This window comes from Pseudomonas sp. PS01303 (assembly GCF_029959385.1).
Classification (GTDB): Bacteria; Pseudomonadota; Gammaproteobacteria; order Pseudomonadales; family Pseudomonadaceae; genus Aquipseudomonas; species Aquipseudomonas rustica.
Genome location: NZ_JASCPK010000024.1, coordinates 39,218 through 58,662 on the forward strand (window position 1 = coordinate 39,218; position 19,445 = coordinate 58,662).

The following is a 19,445-nucleotide window of genomic DNA, read 5'->3' on the forward strand; positions in this document are numbered from 1 at the left end:
TCTGCGTCGCATCCTGAACAGCGGACGCGGAGCGTCCAGTGATGCATTCCCACGCAGAGCGTGGGAACGATCTGAGAGGTGTGTATGTACAACTGGATCGACGCCCTCGCCGACCTGCAGAACCAGGGCGAGCCCTGTGTGCTGGTGACGATCATCGAAGAACTCGGCTCGACGCCACGCAACGCCGGCTCGAAAATGGTCATCAGCGCCAATCAGAGCTTCGACACCATCGGTGGCGGGCATCTGGAATACAAAGCCATGCAGATCGCCCGCGATATGCTCGCCAGCGGTAAGCAGGACACCCACTTGGAGCGCTTCAGTCTCGGCGCCAGCCTTGGCCAGTGCTGCGGCGGCGCCACCGTGTTGCTGTTCGAACCGATGGGCCAGGTGCAGGCGCAAATCGCCGTGTTCGGTGCCGGTCACGTCGGTCGCGCTTTGGTGCCATTGCTCGCCAGCCTGCCCTGCCGGGTGCGCTGGATCGATTCGCGCGATGCCGAATTCCCCGAACAGATCCCTCACGGCGTGCGTAAAATCGTCGCCGAAGAGCCTGTGGATGAAATCGATGACCTGCCCGCCGGCAGTTATTGCATCGTCATGACCCACAACCATCAGCTCGACCTTGAACTCACTGCTGCAATCCTTAAACGCAACGACTTCGCCTACTTCGGCCTGATCGGTTCGAAGACCAAACGCGTGAAGTTCGAACACCGTTTGCGTGATCGCGGTTTCGACAGCAGCGTCGTGCAACGCATGCGCTGCCCGATGGGCATCGGCGAAGTCAAAGGCAAACTGCCTGTGGAAATCGCCATCTCCATCGCCGGCGAAATCATCGCCACCTACAACGCCAACTTCGGCCAGCAGACTGCCAGCGCCGAACCGATTGCCAAACTGCTGCCGGTTTCGCGGCGCAGTCAGGCCGCCAAACTCAAAGCCTCAAACTGATTAGAGAACCCTCATGCCTCTGACTCGCAAAGCCTACCGCGCCGCCATCCTGCACAGCATCGCCGACCCCGCCGAAGTCGGGATCGAAGCCTCCTACGAATATTTCGAGGATGGCCTGCTGGTGGTCGATGGCGGCAAGATCAGCGCCCTCGGCCACGCCAGCGACCTGCTGCCGCCCCTGCCGGCGGACATCGAAATCGAGCATTACCAAGACGCGTTGATCACCCCGGGCTTCATCGACACGCACATTCACTTGCCACAAACCGGCATGGTCGGCGCCTACGGCGAACAACTGCTCGACTGGCTGAACACCTACACCTTCCCCTGCGAAAGCCAGTTCGGCGACAAATCCCACGCTGATGACGTCGCGGACATCTTCATCAAGGAACTGCTGCGCAACGGCACCACCACCGCGCTGGTGTTCGGCAGCGTGCATCCGCAGTCGGTCAATTCGTTCTTTGAAAAGGCCGAGCAACTCGACCTGCGCATGATCGCCGGCAAGGTGATGATGGATCGTAATGCGCCGGATTATCTGACCGATACCGCCGAATCCAGCTACGTCGAAAGCAAGGCGCTGATCGAGCGCTGGCACGGCAAGGGTCGTCTGCACTATGCCGTCACCCCGCGTTTCGCACCGACCAGCACCCCGGAACAACTGACCCTCGCCGGTCAACTGCTGACTGAATACCCGGATCTGTACATGCAGACCCACATCAGCGAGAACCTCAAGGAAATCGAGTGGGTCAAGGAGCTGTTCCCGGAGCGCAAGGGCTACCTCGACGTTTACGACCATTACAAATTGCTCGGCGAGCGCTCGGTGTTCGCTCACGGCGTGCACTTGTGCGACGACGAATGCGCGCGTCTGGCGGAAACCGGCTCGGCGATCTCGTTCTGCCCGACGTCGAACTTCTTCTTGGGTAGCGGCCTGTTCAATCTGCCGATGGCCGAGAAGCACAAACTCAACGTCGGTCTGGGCACTGACGTCGGCGGCGGCACCAGTTTTTCGCTGCTGCAAACGCTGAACGAAGCGTACAAAGTGATGCAACTGCAAGGTGCGCGACTGAGCCCGTTCAAGTCGCTGTATCTGGCGACGCTGGGTGGCGCGCGGGCGCTGCGTCTGGAAGACAAGATCGGCAACCTGCAACCGGGTTCCGACGCTGACTTCCTGGTGCTGGATTACAACGCTACACCGCTGCTGAGCTATCGCTTGAAGCAGGCCAACAACATTGCCGAGTCGTTGTTTGTGTTGATGACGCTGGGTGATGACCGCACGGTGCAGCAGACGTATGCGGCGGGTGCGCTGGTGCATCAGCGCTAATCCACCCTACTCCATGATCGTTCCCACGCTCTGCGTGGGAATGCAGCCCCGTGACGCTCCGCGTCACTGGACGCGGAGCGTTCCTAGAGGCATTCCCACGCGGAGCGTGGGAACGATCAGGCATAAAAAAATCCCCCGTTGGTGTTCACCCCGGGGGATTTTTATTGCCTGTCAGGACGATCAAAAGATCGCAACACGGCAGCTCCTACATTGGATCGCACGCTCCTGTAGGAGCTGCCGAAGGCTGCGATCTTTAGAGCTTGGCCGCAGGGCGCCCAGGCTTCTTGGTCTGCAACAAATGCGAGAACACCGCATGCAAATCATCCGACGCGCTTTCTTCGTCGAGGTTGAGCTTGCTGTCGATGTGATCCATGTGATGCATCATCAAACGCACCGCCAGATCTCCGTCGCGCTTTTCAATCGCGTCGATCAACTGGGTGTGTTCGTCGTAGGAACAGTGCGAACGGTTGCCGCTTTCATACTGGGCAATGATCAGCGATGTCTGCGACACCAGGCTGCGCTGGAAGCTGATCAACGGCGCGTTCATCGCCGCTTCCGCGAGTTTCAGGTGGAATTCGCCCGACAGACGAATACCGGCGCCGCGATCACCGCGCGAGAAGCTGTCGCGCTCATCGTTGACCATCTGGCGCAGCTCGGCGATCTGCTCGGCGGTGGCGTGTTGCACCGCCAGCTCAGTGATCGCGCGCTCGACCAGACGACGGGCGAGGAACACCTGACGCGCCTCCTCGACACTCGGGCTGGCGACGACGGCGCCACGGTTCGGCCGCAACAGCACCACGCCTTCATGGGCCAGACGCGACAGCGCGCGGCGAATGATGGTGCGGCTGACCCCAAAGATTTCCCCCAGCGCTTCTTCGCTCAACTTGGTGCCGGGCGCCAGACGCTGTTCGAGGATGGCCTCGAAGATATGCGCGTAGACAATATCGTCCTGGGTTCCGCTGCGGCCGGCTTTGCCTGCTCGCGGTTGTTTCTTGAGGGGTTGCAACTGTTCGTTCATGGGCACTCGAGTCGGGAGAACTGCGGCGAATAGACCGTGACTGTAATACGGCACAGTAGGTCGCTGGCAAGTATCGCGTAAAAAACACCGCGATTGTACACAATGGATGGTGGCAACACGACTGTACGGCTGTTTGTGAGTTCGGCTGTATTGCAACGATCCGTTACGATTGAGTTTAGGCTTGATCCCGAAATCCGCCGCCCGTCTCTATCTCAATGTAGGAGCTGCCGAAGGCTGCGATCTTTTGATTTTAATTTTCTAGAAGAAAGATCAAAAGATCGCAGCCTTAGGCAGCTACGACAGGGGAATATCATCTGTAGAAGGAACACCGCCGTCATGAACGACGCCACGCACACGCAACTGCGCCCTCTGGCCGACACGTCACCATCAGCAATCGTCGCCGGTTTCATCGCGATGATGACCGGTTACACCAGCTCCCTGGTGTTGATGTTCCAGGCCGGGCAAGCGGCGGGCCTGACCAGCGGGCAGATTTCTTCGTGGATCTGGGCGATTTCGATCGGCATGGCAGTGTGTTCGATCGGGCTGTCGCTGCGCTATCGCACGCCAATCACCATAGCCTGGTCGACGCCCGGCGCGGCACTGCTGATCACCAGTCTGGGTGGCGTCAGTTACGGCGAAGCCATTGGCGCCTACATCACTTGCGCGGTGCTGGTGACCATTTGTGGCCTGACTGGCAGCTTCGAACGGCTGGTAAAAAAGATCCCGGCGTCCTTGGCGGCGGCGTTGTTGGCGGGGATTCTGTTCAAGATCGGCAGCGAAATCTTCGTCGCCGCGCAGCACCGCACGGGTTTGGTGCTGGGGATGTTCTTCACCTATTTAGTGGTCAAGCGCCTGTCGCCACGTTATGCGGTGCTCGCTGCGCTGCTGATCGGCACCGCGCTTTCGGGCTTCATGGAATTGCTGGATTTCAGCGGTTTTCATCTGGAAGTGGCGACGCCCGTGTGGACGACGCCGCATTTCTCGCTGGCGGCGACCATCAGCATCGGCATCCCGCTGTTCGTCGTGGCGATGACCTCGCAGAACATGCCCGGCATCGCCGTTTTACGCGCCGATGGCTACACCGTCCCCGCCTCGCCACTGATCACCACCACCGGCATCGCCTCGCTGTTGCTGGCACCGTTTGGCTCCCACGGCATCAACCTCGCGGCGATCAGCGCGGCGATTTGCACCGGGCCGCACGCCCATGAAGATCGCAACAAGCGCTACACGGCAGCGGTGTGGTGCGGGATTTTCTACGGGATTGCCGGGGTGTTCGGCGCGACATTGGCGGCCTTGTTTGCAGCGTTGCCGAAAGAATTGGTGTTGTCGATTGCCGCGCTGGCGCTGTTCGGCTCGATCATCAATGGCTTGAGCATTGCCATGACCGAGGTGAAGGAGCGGGAAGCGGCGCTGATTACCTTTATGGTCACGGCGTCGGGGTTGACGCTGTTTTCCATTGGGTCGGCGTTTTGGGGGATTGTTGCGGGGGTTTTGACGCTGTTGATTTTGAATTGGCGCAAAGCTTAAAAGCAAAGATCGCAGCCTTCGGCAGCTCCTACAGGAGATCGCGCTCCCCGGTAGGAGCTGTCGAGTGAAACGAGGCTGCGATCTTTTGATCCACCAAAAAAAACGGCGACCCTCAGGTCGCCGTTTTTGTCAGTATCACTTAGCCGCGTTGATCGGCTTTTCCGGATACCAAACGTCCAGCAACGGGCTGACTTCATACTTGGTCAGCTCGGAGCGGGTTTTCAGCCAGGCTTCAACGGCAGCGCGCTGCTCTTCGTTGACCGAGCCACGCTTCTGCAGGCAAACCAGACCGAAGTCGTCGCCGCCAACATAACCCAGACCGTTGGCTTCCATGGCTTCTTTGATGAATGCTTCGAGGAAAGCGTCAATGGCTTCTTCGGACAAGTCTTCTTTGAAGTCCAGGTTCAGTTCGAAACCCAGCTCTTGAAATTCATCAACGCACAGTTTTTTGCGCAGACGCTGGGAACGGTTAGTCGCCATTGGAACAATCCTCTTAAGTAAATACGGCGGGCACTTTACCAGTTTCAGCAATCGTTTGCCCGCCTCTCTGGACACAGAGGCCGACCGCCTGTAAAAAAATCAACGAATCGCCACCCCGAGGAAGCCACAATCGGTTACACCTTGGGGCATAATGCCGACACTTTCGTGACCACTGAGGACCTTTTCATCCATGTCCTCGTCTTTTTCCCCTCGGCTGTAGGGTTTTATTTCATATGATCAAATCGTTGCGTCCACTGTTTCTCGCCGGCCTTCTTCTGCCTCTGGCCCTGCCTGTTTCCGCTGCCACCATCAATACTTCCCTCACCCCGAATGTCGAAAAAGCCCTCAAGGCGAGCAAATTGCAGCCTAGCGCCTTGTCGCTGGTGATGGTGCCGCTCGACGGGCCGGGCACGGCGACCGTGTTCAACGCCGACGTGTCGGTCAATCCGGCCTCGACCATGAAACTGGTGACCACCTACGCAGCGCTGGAAATGCTCGGCCCCAATCATCAGTGGAAAACCGAGTTCTACACCGACGGCACACTGAGCGGCGGCATTCTCAACGGCAACCTCTACCTCAAGGGTGGCGGCGATCCGAAGCTGAACATGGAAAAACTCTGGCTGCTGATGCGCGACCTGCGCGCCAACGGCGTGACGCAGATCACTGGTGATCTGGTGCTCGACCGCAACTTCTTTATCCAGCCGCAACTGCCGGAATTCAACGATGACGGCAATGACGAGAACAAGCCGTTCCTGGTCAAGCCGGACTCGCTGCTGGTCAACCTCAAAGCCCTGCGCTTTGTCGCGCGCAACGACGGTGGCCGTGTACTGATCTCGGTCGAGCCGCCGATTGCCAGCATCCACATCGAAAACACCGTCAAAGCCCTGCCGTCGAAGCAATGCACCGGCGGCGTGCGCTACAACCCGGTGCCGCAAGCCGATGGCAGCGTGACCGTGACCGTTGGCGGCCAGTTGGGCGAAGGCTGCAGCTCGCAGACTTATCTGTCGCTGCTCGACCACGCGACCTACACCGCCGGCGCCGTGCGCGCGATCTGGAAAGAACTGGGTGGCAGCATTCAGGGCCGGGATCGTCTGGCGACCACGCCAAGCAACGCCAAACTGCTGGCTCGCGCTTATTCGCCGGATCTGGCCGAGATCATTCGCGACATCAACAAATACAGTAACAACACCATGGCCCAGCAACTGTTCCTGAGCCTCGGCCAGAAATTCCGCAACGACGCCGACGGCGATGATGCCAAGGCTGGGCAACGCGTCGTCCGTCAGTGGCTGGCGAAGAAAGGCATCACCGCGCCGCACCTGGTGATGGAGAACGGCTCCGGTCTGTCCCGCGCTGAACGCGTCAGCGCCCGTGAAATGGCGAACATGCTGCAAGCCGCGTGGCACAGCCCGTATGCCGCTGAATACATCAGCTCGCTGCCGATCGCCGGCACCGACGGCACTATGCGAAAACGCCTGAAAACCACCGCAATGCGCGGTGAGGCGCACGTCAAGACCGGCACCTTGAACACCGTGCGGGCGATTGCCGGCTTCAGCCGCGACGTCAATGGCAATACCTGGGCGGTGGTGGCGATCCTCAACGACAAAGCCCCGTTTGGCGCCTCGTCGGTGCTCGATCAGGTGCTGCTGGATCTGTATCGCCAGCCGAAACTGCCGCAGACTGCGTCAGTCCTCTAAAAGCAAAAAAGCAAAAGATCGCAGCCTTCGGCAGCTCCTACAGGTGAACATGTAGGAGCTGCCGAAGGCTGCGATCTTTTGATCTTCTGTAGGAGCAAGGCTTGCCCGCGAAGGCATCGTATCAGTCAATGAAGTGGGTGACTGAACCGACGCCTTCGCGGGCAAGCCTTGCTCCTACAAGGGTTTGGCGTTAGCTCATCTGTTCGACGCGATCGCGGCCGCCCTGTTTTGCCGCGTACACCCCGGAATCCGCGCGCAGCAGCAGCGCATCCGCGCCCTCTCCCGTGCGCCAACTGGCGATGCCGAAACTCGCCGTGACTACGCCGACCACATCCACCGGCGCACCCCGCAAACCCTGCCACAACTCAACTGCCAACATGTGCGCATGCTCGCCGTCGATGTCCGGGCACAGCACCATGAATTCCTCGCCGCCCAAACGGCAGAACACATCAGTACGCCGCAACCGGTGACCAATGCGCTCGCACACCGCTTGCAACACCCGATCGCCCACGGCATGCCCGTACTGGTCGTTGATGCGTTTGAAGTGGTCGATGTCGAGCATGATCACCGACAACTCGCCGCCGCCACGCTCGACCCGGGCCATTTCAGTGGTCAGGCGTTCCTGGAAATAACGGCGGTTATGAATGCCCGTCAGCGAGTCCGTCACCGACAGCGCACGCAGTTCTTCCTCGACGCGTTTGAGGTCGGAGATGTCGGAAATATAGCCATGCCACAACACTCCGCCGCCCGGCAGCTCTTCCGGCGTTGCCTCGCCGCGCACCCAGCGCAGGCCGCGCTCGGGCAGTTGCACGCGGTATTCCTCGCGCCACGGGCTGAGGTTGTCCGCCGACTCACGGATCGAAGCGCGCACCCGCGTGGTGTCCTGCGGATGAATGCGGGTGAAGATCGCCTCGGCATTGAGTAGCAACACATCTGGCTCCAGTTCGTAGATCTCTCGAATGCCGTCACTGGCGTAAATCACGCTGAAGCGCCCGTCGAATTCCATCTTGAACTGGTAAATGCCACCGGGGACATGGGCGCTGAGTTTCTTCAGCAACACATCCCGCGCCGCCAGCGCCTCGTGCACACGCTTGCGCTCGGTGATGTCGATGCAGATCGCCAGATGCCCAACCCACAAGCCCTGCTCGTCGAGCACCGGGGTGGCGAGCATGTTCACTGGCAGATGACTGCCATCGCTGCGCACCAACGTCCACTCGCGCGCTTCATGACCACCGACTTCGCCGCCCTCAACCAGCATCGCGTGGCAAGTCGGAATGCTTTTGCCGTAACGCGCGCTCAACTCCGCCGAACGTGTGGCGAGTTCTCGCGGCAGATGCAGGTTTTCCAGGGTCATGTGGCCGATAACGTCAGCGCTGTTGTAACCGAGCATTTGCTCGGCGCCGGGATTAAACGTGCTGATCACGCCGCGCAGGTCGGTGGCGATGATTGCCACTTGTGTCGCCGCGTTAAGCACCCCGCGCAACTGACCATGGGTGCCGCGCAATTCCTGTTCGCTGGCGTGCAGTTCCTCGGTGCGTTGCTCGACCATGCGCACCGCGCGCTGACGCTGACTGACCAGCACATACAACAACGCACTGAGCAAAACGCTCAACAGCCCACCGAGAATCACGATGCTGCCAACCGACGAATGGTTGGCCTGCATAAACGCTTCGCTCGGCAGGATGTCGACTTGATAGTCGTGATCGGCCATTCGCAACAGGCGAGTCGCAGACAAGTCACTCGGCGCCGGCTCATTGGTCGATTCGAACAACACTTCGTGCTGATCATTGGTCGACAGATCGAGAATGCGCACCGACAGATAGTCATGAAACGCGTCCGGCAAACCGTCGGCGAGCAGCTGGCGCATGCTGATCACCGCCGCAACATAACCGAACGACTGCTGCTCACCCTCGTGGACGACGGGAGCCACTAACAATACACCGCGTGCGTAGGACGGTTCGGTGCTGACCAAGTGCAACGGTTGCGACACCGCCAGATTGTTCAACTGATCGGCACGCATCAACGTATCGCGGCGCATCGGTTGCGCGAGCAAGTCGTAACCCAACGGCGAGCCGAGCTTGCTCTGGGTCTGGCTGTACAGCACCGGCACGTACTGATCGCGAGGCGCGGCCAGTTGCAACTCGCCATGGGCATTCAGTTCGCGAATGGTGAAATCGCCCAAGCCGTCATCCCGCACGCGCTGCTCAAACGCCGCGCGCTCGGCGCCACTGACCTTGAGGGCGAACGAATAGGCTTGAGTACGCAGTAACAGAGGTTGGGTGTAACCGTCGAATTCGGCGCGGGACACCGATTCAGAATTGGAGAAGAAACGACGCAGACCGTCGAGGCGTTGCTCTTGATCCTCGAAGCGTTCTTCGATGCGGCTGTAACGTTCATTGGTCAGCAGCTGAAATCGCTGACGCAATTGCTGGTGAAATTCATTGAGTGTGGCCCAGGCGAGCAGCCCCGTGAGAATCCCGCCGGCGAGCAATACCAGCAGCGCGACCAGCCAGGCCGAGACTTCTTCGCTGATAAAACCCAGTATCTTCGGGCGCACGGGGTGCAACGACATAAGGACAACTCACTACGCCAATGTTCCGGGAAAAACCCCTTGGCCATGGGTTGAGTTATAGCTATTAGCCATTAATTTGGCTAGCGCTGACTGGATCCAAGAGCCTTTAAAAATCAAGGCTCTGTGGATCCAGTCTGGCGAAGCGTCAACGAGCCGTTATTTTCCAGGCGCGGTGGATCTTGGTGTTGCGGGCAAAATCCGGATCAATGGTCTGTGCGCTGATTTCCTCGACCGCGTAACGCTCGGTGAGGTTCTCTTCCAACTGGAACTTGCGGAAGTTGTTCGAGAAGTACAACACGCCGCCCGGCGCCAGACGCGCCATGGCCAGGTCGATCAACTGCACCTGATCACGTTGCACGTCGAAGATGCCTTCCATGCGCTTGGAGTTGGAGAAGGTCGGCGGATCGATGAAGATCAGGTCGTACTCTTCACGGCAGCTTTCCAGCCAGACCATCACGTCGCCCTGCTCCAGACGGTTCTTGTCCGAGAAGCCGTTCAGCGACAGGTTGCGGCGCGCCCAGTCGAGGTAGGTTTTCGACAGGTCGACGCTGGTGGTGCTGCGCGCGCCGCCCTTGGCTGCGTGCACGCTGGCGGTCGCGGTGTAGCAATACAGATTGAGGAAACGCTTGCCCTCGGCCTCTTTCTGAATGCGCATGCGGATTGGGCGGTGATCGAGGAACAGGCCGGTGTCGAGGTAGTCGGTGAGGTTGACCAGCAACTTCACGCCACCCTCGGTCACTTCATTGAACTTGCCCTGCGCGCTCTGACGCTCGTACTGCTTGGTGCCGCTCTGGCGCTCACGGCGTTTGACCACCACGCGGCTCTTGTCGACGTTCAGCGCCTGCGGAATCGCCGCCAGCGCATCGAACATGCGTGCCGAGGCTTTTTCCGGATCGATCGACTTCGGCGCGGCGTATTCCTGCACGTGCACCCAGTCGTGATACAGATCGATCGCCATCGCGTACTCAGGCATGTCGGCATCGTAGATGCGGTAGCAATCGATGCCTTCGCGCTTGACCCACTTGCTCATCGCCTTGAGATTTTTTTGCAGACGGTTGGCAAACATCTGCCCGCCTTCGCTCAAGCGCGGCTGCTCGATCACCGGTGCCGGGGCTGGCGTCGGTTTGATCGGGTTGCCGTTCTTGTTGAACTTGCGCTCTTGCGGCTCGTCCGGGGTCTGATCGTAAGCCGCTTGCTCACGCTCGGCCTGACGCTGTTCCGGCGTACGACGCTCGCCAGTGACGAACTGATCGGGAGTGACTTTGATCAACAGCAGTTTGCACGGCAGCGCGCCGTTCCAGAACGAATACTGTTTGTGGCTGCGGATGCCCATGCGCTTGCCGAGATCCGGCGCGCCGGTGAACACCGCTGCTTCCCAGTTCAGGCAAGCCTGACGCAGACGCTCGCCGAGGTTCTGGTAGAGGTACAAAAGGCTGGCTTCGTCACCGAGACGCTCGCCGTACGGCGGGTTGCAGATGACCAGACCTTTCTGGTTCTGATCCGGACGCGGCTCGAAAGTGGCGACTTCGCCCTGGTAGATCTTGATCCAATCGCTCAGACCGGCGCGCTCAACGTTGTTGCGACCCGGTTGAATCAAACGCGGATCGGCTTCGTAACCGCGAATCCACAGCGGTGGCTTGGCCAGACCGGCAGCGGCGCGTTCAGCGGCTTCTTCATGCAGTTTTTTCCACAGCGCTGGCACGTGACCGAGCCAAGCGGTGAAACCCCACTGCTCACGACGCAGGTTCGGCGCCATATCGGCGGCGATCATCCCCGCTTCGACGAGGAACGTACCGACACCGCACATCGGGTCAGCCAGCGCGCCGCCTTCAGCGGCAATGCGTGGCCAGCCGGAACGGATCAGGATCGCCGCCGCGAGGTTCTCCTTCAGCGGCGCGGCGCCCTGCTGCAAGCGATAGCCGCGCTGGTGCAGGCTGTGGCCGGAGAGGTCGAGGGAGAGAATCGCTTCGCCGCGATCCAGACGCAGGTGAATGCGCAGATCCGGGTTGAGCTTGTCGATCGACGGACGGTCGCCCTGCGGCGTGCGCAGTTTGTCGACGATGGCATCTTTGACCTTCAGCGCGCCGAAGTGGGTGTTGTCGATGCCTGAGCCGTGGCCGCTGAATTCGACGGCCAGGGTGCCGTCGCTGAGCATGTGATCCTGCCACTCGACGTCGAGGACGCCGTGGTACAGGTCTTCGGCGTCCTTCATCGGGAAGCGTTTGAGCACCAGCAACACGCGGTTGGCCAGACGCGACCAGAGGCACAGGCGATAAGCGGTTTCCATGGTCGCCATGCCACGCACGGCGGAGGTGTGCTCGCGCGCTTCTTCAAGGCCAAGCCCGACGGCTTCCTCGATGAGCAGGCCTTCAAGGCCTTTAGGGCAAGTGAGGAAGAGTTCGAAACTGTCGGACATGGTATTTCCAAAGCCTTTGGCTAGTGAATCGGCAACGCATTGCCGATCCGGTTTTCAATCAGGCGCTTTTCTAAAAGAACGCCCGCGTGGCACGAAGGTGTGCCGTTCCATCCCCGCTGCTCGGGTTAAAAGAGCTTAGATGCAAGGACAGATAAAAAAGTTGGAGTAACAAAAAGTCTTAAAGCGACCCTTCGTCGAATAGTACTCCAGCGCAAACGTGGGTCATTCTCACTAAAGAATTAAGGCCATCATCCAGCGCGGGGCCGATCATACCGGGGTTTGCTCAATAAACGTTCAATAAATACCCGGTTACTTATCGCTATAGCACTCTTTTCGTTACGTCCTTATGACAAAACGGTCATTCCATCGCTGTGACTCATTGGTTAGAACTGACCACAGGTTGACGTCGCAACGGCGTCAACACCTTGGCTCGCCACGCCGGCAGCGAGCCGCACCACGGCAGAGTTTTTTCTGCCAGACCTCGATTGAGGTCGACGCGACACAAACAGTCAACAAGTGAGGGCAACACCCTATGAGAAGACTTAAGCGTGATCCGTTGGAAAGAGCATTTTTGCGCGGATATCAATATGGCGTTGGTGGCAAATCCCGTGAGCTTTGCCCATTTACTCTACCGTCGGTACGTCAAGCCTGGATTAACGGCTGGCGAGAAGGACGCGGCGACAACTGGGACGGTATGACCGGCACTGCGGGAATCCATAGACTCAACGAACTTCACGCCGTCGGCTGACACAGGGCACCTACTCCGACACGACAATCTGAATTTGTAACGACTTACCATGCACGTCCTTCCCGGACGGCGGGCTACGGCCCAGGGGCTCCTTCGAGGAGCCCTTTTTTATGCCTGTCAAAGAATGCCGATTACACAGATCACTGTGGCGAGGGGATTTATCCCCGATCGGCTGCGCAGCAGTCGCAAATACTGAGATCCCGATTTACCTGACACAGCGAGGTGAATGGTTTTGGGGCGGCTGCGCAGCCCATCGGGGATAAATCCCCTCACCACAAAAGCCCCTCACAGTTATTTGCGCAGGGCGGCGATTGCGTCTACGGATTCACGGATCAGCGCCGGGCCCTTATAGATGAAGCCCGAATAAATCTGCACCAGGCTCGCACCCGCGAGAATCTTCTCCGCCGCATGCTTGCCTTCAGTAATCCCGCCCGCGGCAATAATCGGCAACCGCCCAGCCAACTCGCCCGCCAGCACTTTCACCGTATTGGTGCTCTTCTCACGCACCGGCGCGCCAGACAAACCGCCCGCCTCGTCGCCATGTTCCATGCCTTCAACGCCAACACGGCTCAGGGTGGTGTTGGTCGCGATCACCGCGTCCATCCCGGTATCGATCAGCGCCTGCGCCACCTGCGCGGTTTCTTCGTCGGTCATGTCCGGTGCGATCTTGATCGCCAGCGGCACATGCTTACCATGACGCAACGCCAGTTCAGCACGGCGCGTGGCCAGATCGGCCAACAATTGCTTGAGCGAATCACCGAACTGCAAGCTGCGCAGGCCCGGGGTATTCGGCGAGCTGACGTTGACGGTCACGTAGCTGGCGTGGGCGTAAACCTTGTCCAGGCAGATCAGGTAGTCGTCGACCGCACGCTCAACCGGCGTGTCGAAATTCTTGCCGATGTTGATGCCCAGCACGCCGTTGTATTTCGCCGCCGCCACGCGCGCCAGCAGGTTATCGACACCGAGGTTGTTGAAACCCATGCGATTGATGATCGCCTCGGCTTCCGGCAGACGGAAAATCCGTGGTTTCGGGTTGCCCGGCTGTGGACGCGGGGTCACGGTGCCGATTTCGACAAAACCGAAACCCAGTTGCGCGAAGCCATCGATGGCTGCGCCGTTCTTGTCCAGCCCGGCCGCCAAACCCACCGGGTTGGGGAATTCCAGGCCCATGACGGTCACCGGGACTTTTGCCGGTGCCTTGCACAGCAAGCCGTTGAGGCCCAAACGTCCGCCCGCGCCGATCAGATCCAGCGACAGATCGTGGGAGGTTTCCGGGGAAAGTTTGAACAACATCTGACGGGCCAGGGTGTACATGGGCGGCTTTGACTCGGGCGGCGAAAAGAGGCGGCGATTATAGCCGGGCATCGCCCCACCGCGCGAGGCGCACGCGCAAATCGCGGCGAGTGGCATATGCCTTGCACCGCCATCGTTATCAGCTTGCAGGCCAATGGCGGCGTGCGGGCAAGGACAATGGCGTCGTCCCGGGTTTTGCCTGCGCAAAGTCCGCGGCGGCGTTTTTTTTCGAGGTAGCGTTGGATGAATGAACCTTCGGTAGGGCCGCTGGCCTGGGTCAACGGCAGCGATGCTCCGGAAAAGAGTGCAATCAACCTCGGCTTCATGGCCCTGAGCGATTGCGCCTCGGTGGTGGTCGCGGCCACGCAAGGCTTTGCTCAGCCTTACGGATTGACCCTGAACCTCAAGCGCCAGACCTCTTGGGCAGGATTGCGCGACAAACTGGTCAAAGGCGAACTCGATGCCGCGCACAGTTTGTACGGGCTGATTTACGCGGTGCACCTGGGCATCGGCGGTGTCGCGCCGACCGACATGGCCGTGTTGATGGGCCTCAATCAAAACGGCCAGAGCCTGAATCTTTCGCACGGTTTGCAGAACCTCGGCGTGACCAGTCCTGACGCGCTGGATCGCCACGTGCACCAAAGCCGCGCAAAACTCACCTTCGCCCAGACCTTCCCCACCGGCACCCACGCGATGTGGCTTTATTACTGGCTGGCGAGTCAGGGCATTCATCCGCTGCAGGATGTCGACAGCGTGGTGGTGCCGCCACCGCAAATGGTCGCGCACTTGCAGGCCGGGCGCATCGACGGTTTTTGCGTCGGCGAACCGTGGGCCGCCAGCGCGGTACAGCAGGATCTCGGCTTCACCCTCGCCACCAGCCAGACCATCTGGCCCGATCACCCGGAAAAAGTCCTCGGCTGCACCCGCGAATTCGTCGAGCAATACCCGAACACCGCACGCGCGTTGGTGATGGCGATACTTGAAGCCAGCCGTTTCATTGAAGAGAGCCCGGAAAACCGCCGCAGCACCGTGCAGTTGCTCAGCGCGCCGGAATACCTCGACGCGCCAGTGGCGTGCATCGAACCGCGTTTTCTCGGTGATTACGCCGATGGCCTCGGCAACCGCTGGCAGGATCCTCATGCGCTGCGTTTCCACGGCCATGGCGAGGTGAATTTGCCGTACTTGTCCGACGGTATGTGGTTCATGACCCAGTTCCGGCGCTGGGGTTTGCTGCGCGAGGATCCGGATTACCTGGGCGTCGCCCGTCAGGTTCAGCAGCTCGATCTGTATCGCGACGCTGCCACCGCAGTCGGCGTCGCCGCGTGGGGTACCGACATGCGCAGCAGCCAGTTGCTCGACGGCAAAATCTGGGACGGCAGCGACCCGGCCGCTTATGCGCGCAGCTTCAAACTGCACGCCATGAGCGACGACTCAGCCCTTCTCGCCCGCCGCTGACAGGAGACGCGAACATGTTGCGCATTCTGCTGATCAACGACACCGCGAAAAAAGTCGGACGTCTGAAAGCGGCGCTGACCGAAGCCGGTTTTGAAGTCATCGACGAATCCGGCCTGACCATCGACCTGCCCGCGCGCGTCGAAACGGTGCGCCCGGACGTGATCCTGATCGATACCGAGTCACCGAGCCGCGATGTCATGGAACAAGTGGTGCTGGTCAGCCGCGACCAGCCACGGCCGATCGTGATGTTTACCGACGAGCATGATCCGGGAGTGATGCGTCAGGCGATCAAATCCGGGGTCAGTGCCTACATCGTCGAAGGCATTCACGCCCAGCGTTTGCAGCCGATTCTCGATGTGGCGATGGCGCGTTTCGAGAGTGATCAGGCGTTGCGCGCGCAGTTGCAGGCGCGCGATCAGCAACTGGCGGAGCGCAAGCGTATTGAACTGGCCAAGGGCTTGTTGATGAAGATGAAGGACTGCAATGAGGAAGAGGCGTACACGCTGATGCGGCGCCAGGCGATGAGCCGGCAGCAAAAGCTGATTCAAGTGGCGGAGCAGATTATTGCCATGAGTGAGTTGTTGGGTTGAGGTGTTTTCACCGCTGAAAAGCCCCTCACCCTAGCCCTCTCCCGGAGGGAGAGGGGACTGATCTAGGTGTCTGGCGTCAAACATCGACCTGAAAGACCGAGTCGATTATGGATTCACAACAGAAATCACAGGTCGACGTACTTCGCGAGCATCCCCCGGTCAGTCCCCTCTCCCTCCGGGAGAGGGCTAGGGTGAGGGGCTTTTGATTTCCCGCTGTTGGCACAAATCTCGCTAAGCATTCCCTCAGGTAACCAACGGCGGTTGCCCCACCCACGACAAAGACGTCGCTCACCCGTTCGCCCCACCCGGCGCAGCAGGTAGCGGCGTTTTTGCGTTTTGGCCCCACAGACCGGGGCCGGTGGTGCGGCCGTGCGGCGCCCCACCTGCTGTTGCATGACTCCTTTCGAGACTCTTTTCAGCTGAGGTGCGCGATGAATTCAAGCTTCTGGAAATCCGGCCACACCCCGACATTGTTCGCGGCCTTCCTCTATTTCGACCTGAGCTTCATGGTCTGGTACTTGCTCGGCCCTTTGGCGGTGCAGATCGCCGCCGACCTGCACCTGACCACGCAACAACGCGGCCTCGTCGTCGCCACACCGATCCTCGCCGGTGCCGTTCTGCGCTTCATCATGGGCATGCTCGCCGATCGACTCTCGCCGAAAACCGCCGGGCTGATTGGCCAGGTCATCGTCATCTGCGCACTGTTCGGGGCCTGGAAAATCGGCATTCAAAGTTACGAACAAGCGCTGATCCTCGGCCTGTTTCTCGGTATGGCCGGCGCTTCGTTTGCCGTTGCCCTGCCGCTGGCCTCGCAATGGTATCCGCCGCAGCATCAGGGCAAAGCCATGGGCATCGCTGGCGCGGGCAACTCCGGCACCGTGTTCGCCGCGCTGCTCGCCCCGGTGCTCGCCGCCGCTTACGGCTGGAGCAATGTTTTCGGCTTCGCCCTGATCCCGCTGATACTGACGCTGGTGCTGTTCGCCTGGCTGGCGAAAAACGCGCCGGAACGGCCAAAAGCCAAAGCCATGACCGACTACTTCAAAGCCCTCGGCGACCGCGACAGTTGGTGGTTCATGTTCTTCTACAGCGTCACCTTCGGCGGCTTTATCGGCTTGGCCAGCGCCCTGCCCGGCTATTTCAACGATCAATACGGTTTGAGCCCGGTGACCGCCGGTTACTACACCGCCGCTTGCGTGTTCGGCGGCAGTTTGATGCGTCCATTGGGTGGCGCCCTGGCTGACCGTTTCGGCGGCATCCGCACCTTGCTGGCGATGTACACCGTCGCTGCGATCTGCATCGCCGCCGTCGGGTTCAACCTGCCAAGTTCCTACGCGGCGCTGGCACTTTTCGTCTGCACCATGCTCGGTTTGGGGGCAGGCAACGGTGCGGTTTTCCAACTGGTGCCGCAGCGTTTTCGTCTGGAAATCGGCGTAATGACCGGGCTGATCGGCATGGCCGGCGGCATTGGTGGTTTCGCCTTGGCGGCGGGCATGGGTGCGATCAAGCAGAGCACCGGCAGCTATCAACTGGCGCTGTGGTTGTTCGCCAGCCTTGGCGTGTTGGCGTGGTTTGGCCTGCACGGCGTCAAGCGTCGCTGGAGGACCACATGGGGTTCGGCAGCGGTGACGGCGGCGCGGGTCTGAGGCGTCGATGGCCCTGCAACTTAGTTTCGCCGAAGCCAGCGCCGCCGGGCCGCGCGCGGAGAATCAGGACGCTTTGCGCCTGGTCACGCCGGCCCCGCCGCTGGCGGCGAGCAAGGGTTATCTGTTCGCCATCGCCGACGGCGTCAGCCAATGCGCCGATGGCGGCCTCGCCGCGCGTTCGACGTTGCAGGCGCTGGCGCTCGACTATTACGCCACCCCGGAAACCTGGAGCGTGGCGCAGGCCCTCGACCGCTTGCTCCTCGCACAAAATCGCTGGTTGCAGGCCAATGGCGGTGGGCAGCCGTTACTCACCACCGTCAGTGCTTTGGTCATGCGCGGTCGGCGCTTTACCCTCGCCCATGTAGGAGATTGCCGGGTATACCGCTGGCACGCCGACGCGTTGCAGCGCATCAGCGAGGATCACGTCTGGGAGCAGCCGGGCATGCAGCATGTGCTCAAGCGTGCGCTCGGGCTGGATCAACATTTGGTGCTGGATTTTCTCGACGGTGAATTGCGTGACGGCGAAAGCTTTGTGCTGCTCAGTGATGGCGTGTGGTCAACCCTGGGCGATACCGCGATTGCGGCGATCCTGCGTGATCAGCCGGATCTGCACAGCGCGGCGCAAACATTGGTCAACGCCGCGCATCTGGCCGGCAGTCAGGACAACGCCAGCGCTTTGCTGGTGCGGGTCGATGCGGTCGGCGAAGCGAGTATTGGCGATGCGTTGATGCATTTGCAGCAATGGCCACTGCCGCCAGCGCTGAAACCTGGCCAGTTGTTTGAAGGCTGGCAGGTGCAAGGCATCGTCGCGCAGAGCCAGCAATCGTTGCTGTATCGCGTGCTGGATAGCCAAGGTCAAACGTGGCTGTTGAAAACCCTGCCCACACGTTCCGCTGATGATTCCTGTGCCGGGCAAGCGCTGTTGTCCGAGGAATGGTTTCTGAAACGTGTGGCCGGACGGCATTTTCCTGAAGTCCATGCGTGCAATCAGCGTCAGCATTTGTACTACGTAATGCGGGAATATTCCGGCAAGACGCTGGCGCAGGTTTTTAAAAACAGCGGGGCTTTACCGTTGGCGCAATGGCAAGACATTGCCGAACGCCTGCTGCGTGCAGTCGGGCTGCTGCATCGGCGGCAGATTCTGCATCGGGACATCAAACCGGAGAATCTGCATTGGGGGGATGACGGTGAGCTGCGGCTGCTGGATTTTGGCCTGGCGTATTGCCCGGGACTGTCCGAAGACGCGCCGTCGACGTTGCCGGGGACGCCGAGTTATATAGCCCCGGAAGGCTTTCGCGGTGATCCGCCGAGTGCGCAGCAGGACTTGTATGCGGTGGGCGTGACCTTGTATTTCCTGCTTACGGGGTATTTTCCTTATGGCGAGATCGAAGCGTTTCAGCGGCCGCGATTTGGACTGGCGGTGAGTGCCGGGCGTTATCGACCGGATCTGCCGGAATGGCTGGCGCAGAGTCTGGAGCGCGGCGTGGCGGCTGATCCGCAGCAACGCTTTGAAACAGCGGAAGAATGGTTGTTGGTGTTGGAACAGGGGGAGCGACGCAGTTTGAGCGTGCGGCCCAGGCCGTTGCTGGAGCGTGAGCCGTTGAAGGTGTGGCGGACGATGGCGTTGCTGGCATTGCTCGGGAATCTGGTGCTGCTGGTTTTGTTGTTTCATCACTGACACCGCGTCGCGGCCATCGCGAGCAGGCTCACTCCTACAATTTGAAATGCGTTCCCCTGTAGGAGTGAGCC

General features: G+C 60.2%; 14 protein-coding genes. 9 read left to right on the top strand and 5 right to left on the bottom strand.

The window, feature by feature from the left end; translation table 11 throughout:
* The first annotated feature begins 84 nt into the window (after positions 1-84).
* Together xdhC and guaD are read left to right on the top strand one after the other, a co-directional pair.
* Positions 85-942: a xanthine dehydrogenase accessory protein XdhC gene (xdhC, locus tag QMX93_RS10185; protein WP_122854388.1), complete on the top strand. Its 858-nt coding sequence runs from the start codon at positions 85-87 to the stop codon at positions 940-942.
* Between the two features lie 13 nt (positions 943-955).
* Positions 956-2,260, top strand: a complete 1,305-nt coding sequence (gene guaD, locus QMX93_RS10190; RefSeq protein ID WP_282355353.1) for a guanine deaminase — start codon at positions 956-958, stop codon at positions 2,258-2,260.
* A 253-nt stretch (positions 2,261-2,513) separates the two neighbouring features.
* Here guaD and QMX93_RS10195 read toward each other — a convergent pair whose 3' ends face one another.
* A complete protein-coding gene (locus QMX93_RS10195) occupies positions 2,514-3,278 on the bottom strand; it encodes a GntR family transcriptional regulator (protein WP_053118741.1) in 765 nt (254 codons plus the stop codon).
* Positions 3,279-3,614: 336 nt separating this feature from the next.
* Here QMX93_RS10195 and QMX93_RS10200 point away from each other — a divergent pair, with 336 nt between their 5' ends.
* Positions 3,615-4,805 (top strand): benzoate/H(+) symporter BenE family transporter, encoded by a 1,191-nt coding sequence (locus QMX93_RS10200; protein WP_282355358.1) that lies wholly within the window; start codon positions 3,615-3,617, stop codon positions 4,803-4,805.
* A 135-nt stretch (positions 4,806-4,940) separates the two neighbouring features.
* Here the strand turns inward: QMX93_RS10200 and QMX93_RS10205 are convergent, their stop codons facing one another.
* On the bottom strand, positions 4,941-5,285 hold the full coding sequence (locus QMX93_RS10205; RefSeq protein WP_007916365.1) for a YggL family protein: 345 nt from the start codon (positions 5,283-5,285) through the stop codon (positions 4,941-4,943).
* 233 nt (positions 5,286-5,518) lie between these two features.
* Between QMX93_RS10205 and dacB the strand changes: the two genes are divergently transcribed.
* Positions 5,519-6,979 (top strand): D-alanyl-D-alanine carboxypeptidase/D-alanyl-D-alanine-endopeptidase, encoded by a 1,461-nt coding sequence (gene dacB / locus QMX93_RS10210; protein WP_053118738.1) that lies wholly within the window; start codon positions 5,519-5,521, stop codon positions 6,977-6,979.
* A 190-nt stretch (positions 6,980-7,169) separates the two neighbouring features.
* Here dacB and QMX93_RS10215 read toward each other — a convergent pair whose 3' ends face one another.
* Both QMX93_RS10215 and rlmKL read right to left on the bottom strand, forming a co-directional pair.
* On the bottom strand, positions 7,170-9,551 hold the full coding sequence (locus QMX93_RS10215; RefSeq protein ID WP_282355363.1) for a diguanylate cyclase: 2,382 nt from the start codon (positions 9,549-9,551) through the stop codon (positions 7,170-7,172).
* Between the two features lie 145 nt (positions 9,552-9,696).
* Positions 9,697-11,967 (bottom strand): bifunctional 23S rRNA (guanine(2069)-N(7))-methyltransferase RlmK/23S rRNA (guanine(2445)-N(2))-methyltransferase RlmL, encoded by a 2,271-nt coding sequence (gene rlmKL, locus QMX93_RS10220; RefSeq protein ID WP_282355365.1) that lies wholly within the window; start codon positions 11,965-11,967, stop codon positions 9,697-9,699.
* 532 nt (positions 11,968-12,499) lie between these two features.
* Here rlmKL and QMX93_RS10225 point away from each other — a divergent pair.
* Entirely contained in the window at positions 12,500-12,715 is a 216-nt protein-coding gene (locus tag QMX93_RS10225; protein WP_003223300.1) for a ribosome modulation factor, read from the top strand.
* A gap of 291 nt (positions 12,716-13,006) precedes the next feature.
* Here QMX93_RS10225 and QMX93_RS10230 read toward each other — a convergent pair whose 3' ends face one another.
* A complete protein-coding gene (locus tag QMX93_RS10230) occupies positions 13,007-14,029 on the bottom strand; it encodes a quinone-dependent dihydroorotate dehydrogenase (RefSeq protein WP_053118732.1) in 1,023 nt (340 codons plus the stop codon).
* Positions 14,030-14,251: 222 nt separating this feature from the next.
* Here QMX93_RS10230 and QMX93_RS10235 point away from each other — a divergent pair, with 222 nt between their 5' ends.
* The 4 genes from QMX93_RS10235 to QMX93_RS10250 all read left to right on the top strand — a co-directional run bounded on the left by QMX93_RS10235 (position 14,252) and on the right by QMX93_RS10250 (position 19,374).
* The gene (locus QMX93_RS10235; RefSeq protein WP_282355368.1) at positions 14,252-15,463 is read left to right on the top strand and encodes a CmpA/NrtA family ABC transporter substrate-binding protein; all 1,212 of its coding nucleotides are present in this window, start codon (positions 14,252-14,254) and stop codon (positions 15,461-15,463) included.
* Positions 15,464-15,477: 14 nt separating this feature from the next.
* Positions 15,478-16,053 carry an ANTAR domain-containing protein gene (locus QMX93_RS10240; RefSeq protein ID WP_007916390.1) on the top strand — a complete coding sequence of 192 codons (576 nt, stop codon included), beginning with the start codon at positions 15,478-15,480 and terminating at the stop codon, positions 16,051-16,053.
* A 431-nt stretch (positions 16,054-16,484) separates the two neighbouring features.
* A complete protein-coding gene (locus QMX93_RS10245) occupies positions 16,485-17,696 on the top strand; it encodes a nitrate/nitrite transporter (protein WP_282355372.1) in 1,212 nt (403 codons plus the stop codon).
* Between the two features lie 7 nt (positions 17,697-17,703).
* The gene (locus QMX93_RS10250; RefSeq protein ID WP_282355374.1) at positions 17,704-19,374 is read left to right on the top strand and encodes a bifunctional protein-serine/threonine kinase/phosphatase; all 1,671 of its coding nucleotides are present in this window, start codon (positions 17,704-17,706) and stop codon (positions 19,372-19,374) included.
* Positions 19,375-19,445 lie beyond the last annotated feature (71 nt).

Coding starts and splice junctions, on each gene's coding strand:
- xdhC (WP_122854388.1), top strand. CDS start 85: ATGTACAACTGGATCGACGCCCTCGCCGACCTGCAGAACCAGGGCGAG.
- guaD (WP_282355353.1), top strand. CDS start 956: ATGCCTCTGACTCGCAAAGCCTACCGCGCCGCCATCCTGCACAGCATC.
- QMX93_RS10195 (WP_053118741.1), bottom strand. CDS start 3,278: ATGAACGAACAGTTGCAACCCCTCAAGAAACAACCGCGAGCAGGCAAA.
- QMX93_RS10200 (WP_282355358.1), top strand. CDS start 3,615: ATGAACGACGCCACGCACACGCAACTGCGCCCTCTGGCCGACACGTCA.
- QMX93_RS10205 (WP_007916365.1), bottom strand. CDS start 5,285: ATGGCGACTAACCGTTCCCAGCGTCTGCGCAAAAAACTGTGCGTTGAT.
- dacB (WP_053118738.1), top strand. CDS start 5,519: ATGATCAAATCGTTGCGTCCACTGTTTCTCGCCGGCCTTCTTCTGCCT.
- QMX93_RS10215 (WP_282355363.1), bottom strand. CDS start 9,551: ATGTCGTTGCACCCCGTGCGCCCGAAGATACTGGGTTTTATCAGCGAA.
- rlmKL (WP_282355365.1), bottom strand. CDS start 11,967: ATGTCCGACAGTTTCGAACTCTTCCTCACTTGCCCTAAAGGCCTTGAA.
- QMX93_RS10225 (WP_003223300.1), top strand. CDS start 12,500: ATGAGAAGACTTAAGCGTGATCCGTTGGAAAGAGCATTTTTGCGCGGA.
- QMX93_RS10230 (WP_053118732.1), bottom strand. CDS start 14,029: ATGTACACCCTGGCCCGTCAGATGTTGTTCAAACTTTCCCCGGAAACC.
- QMX93_RS10235 (WP_282355368.1), top strand. CDS start 14,252: ATGAATGAACCTTCGGTAGGGCCGCTGGCCTGGGTCAACGGCAGCGAT.
- QMX93_RS10240 (WP_007916390.1), top strand. CDS start 15,478: ATGTTGCGCATTCTGCTGATCAACGACACCGCGAAAAAAGTCGGACGT.
- QMX93_RS10245 (WP_282355372.1), top strand. CDS start 16,485: ATGAATTCAAGCTTCTGGAAATCCGGCCACACCCCGACATTGTTCGCG.
- QMX93_RS10250 (WP_282355374.1), top strand. CDS start 17,704: ATGGCCCTGCAACTTAGTTTCGCCGAAGCCAGCGCCGCCGGGCCGCGC.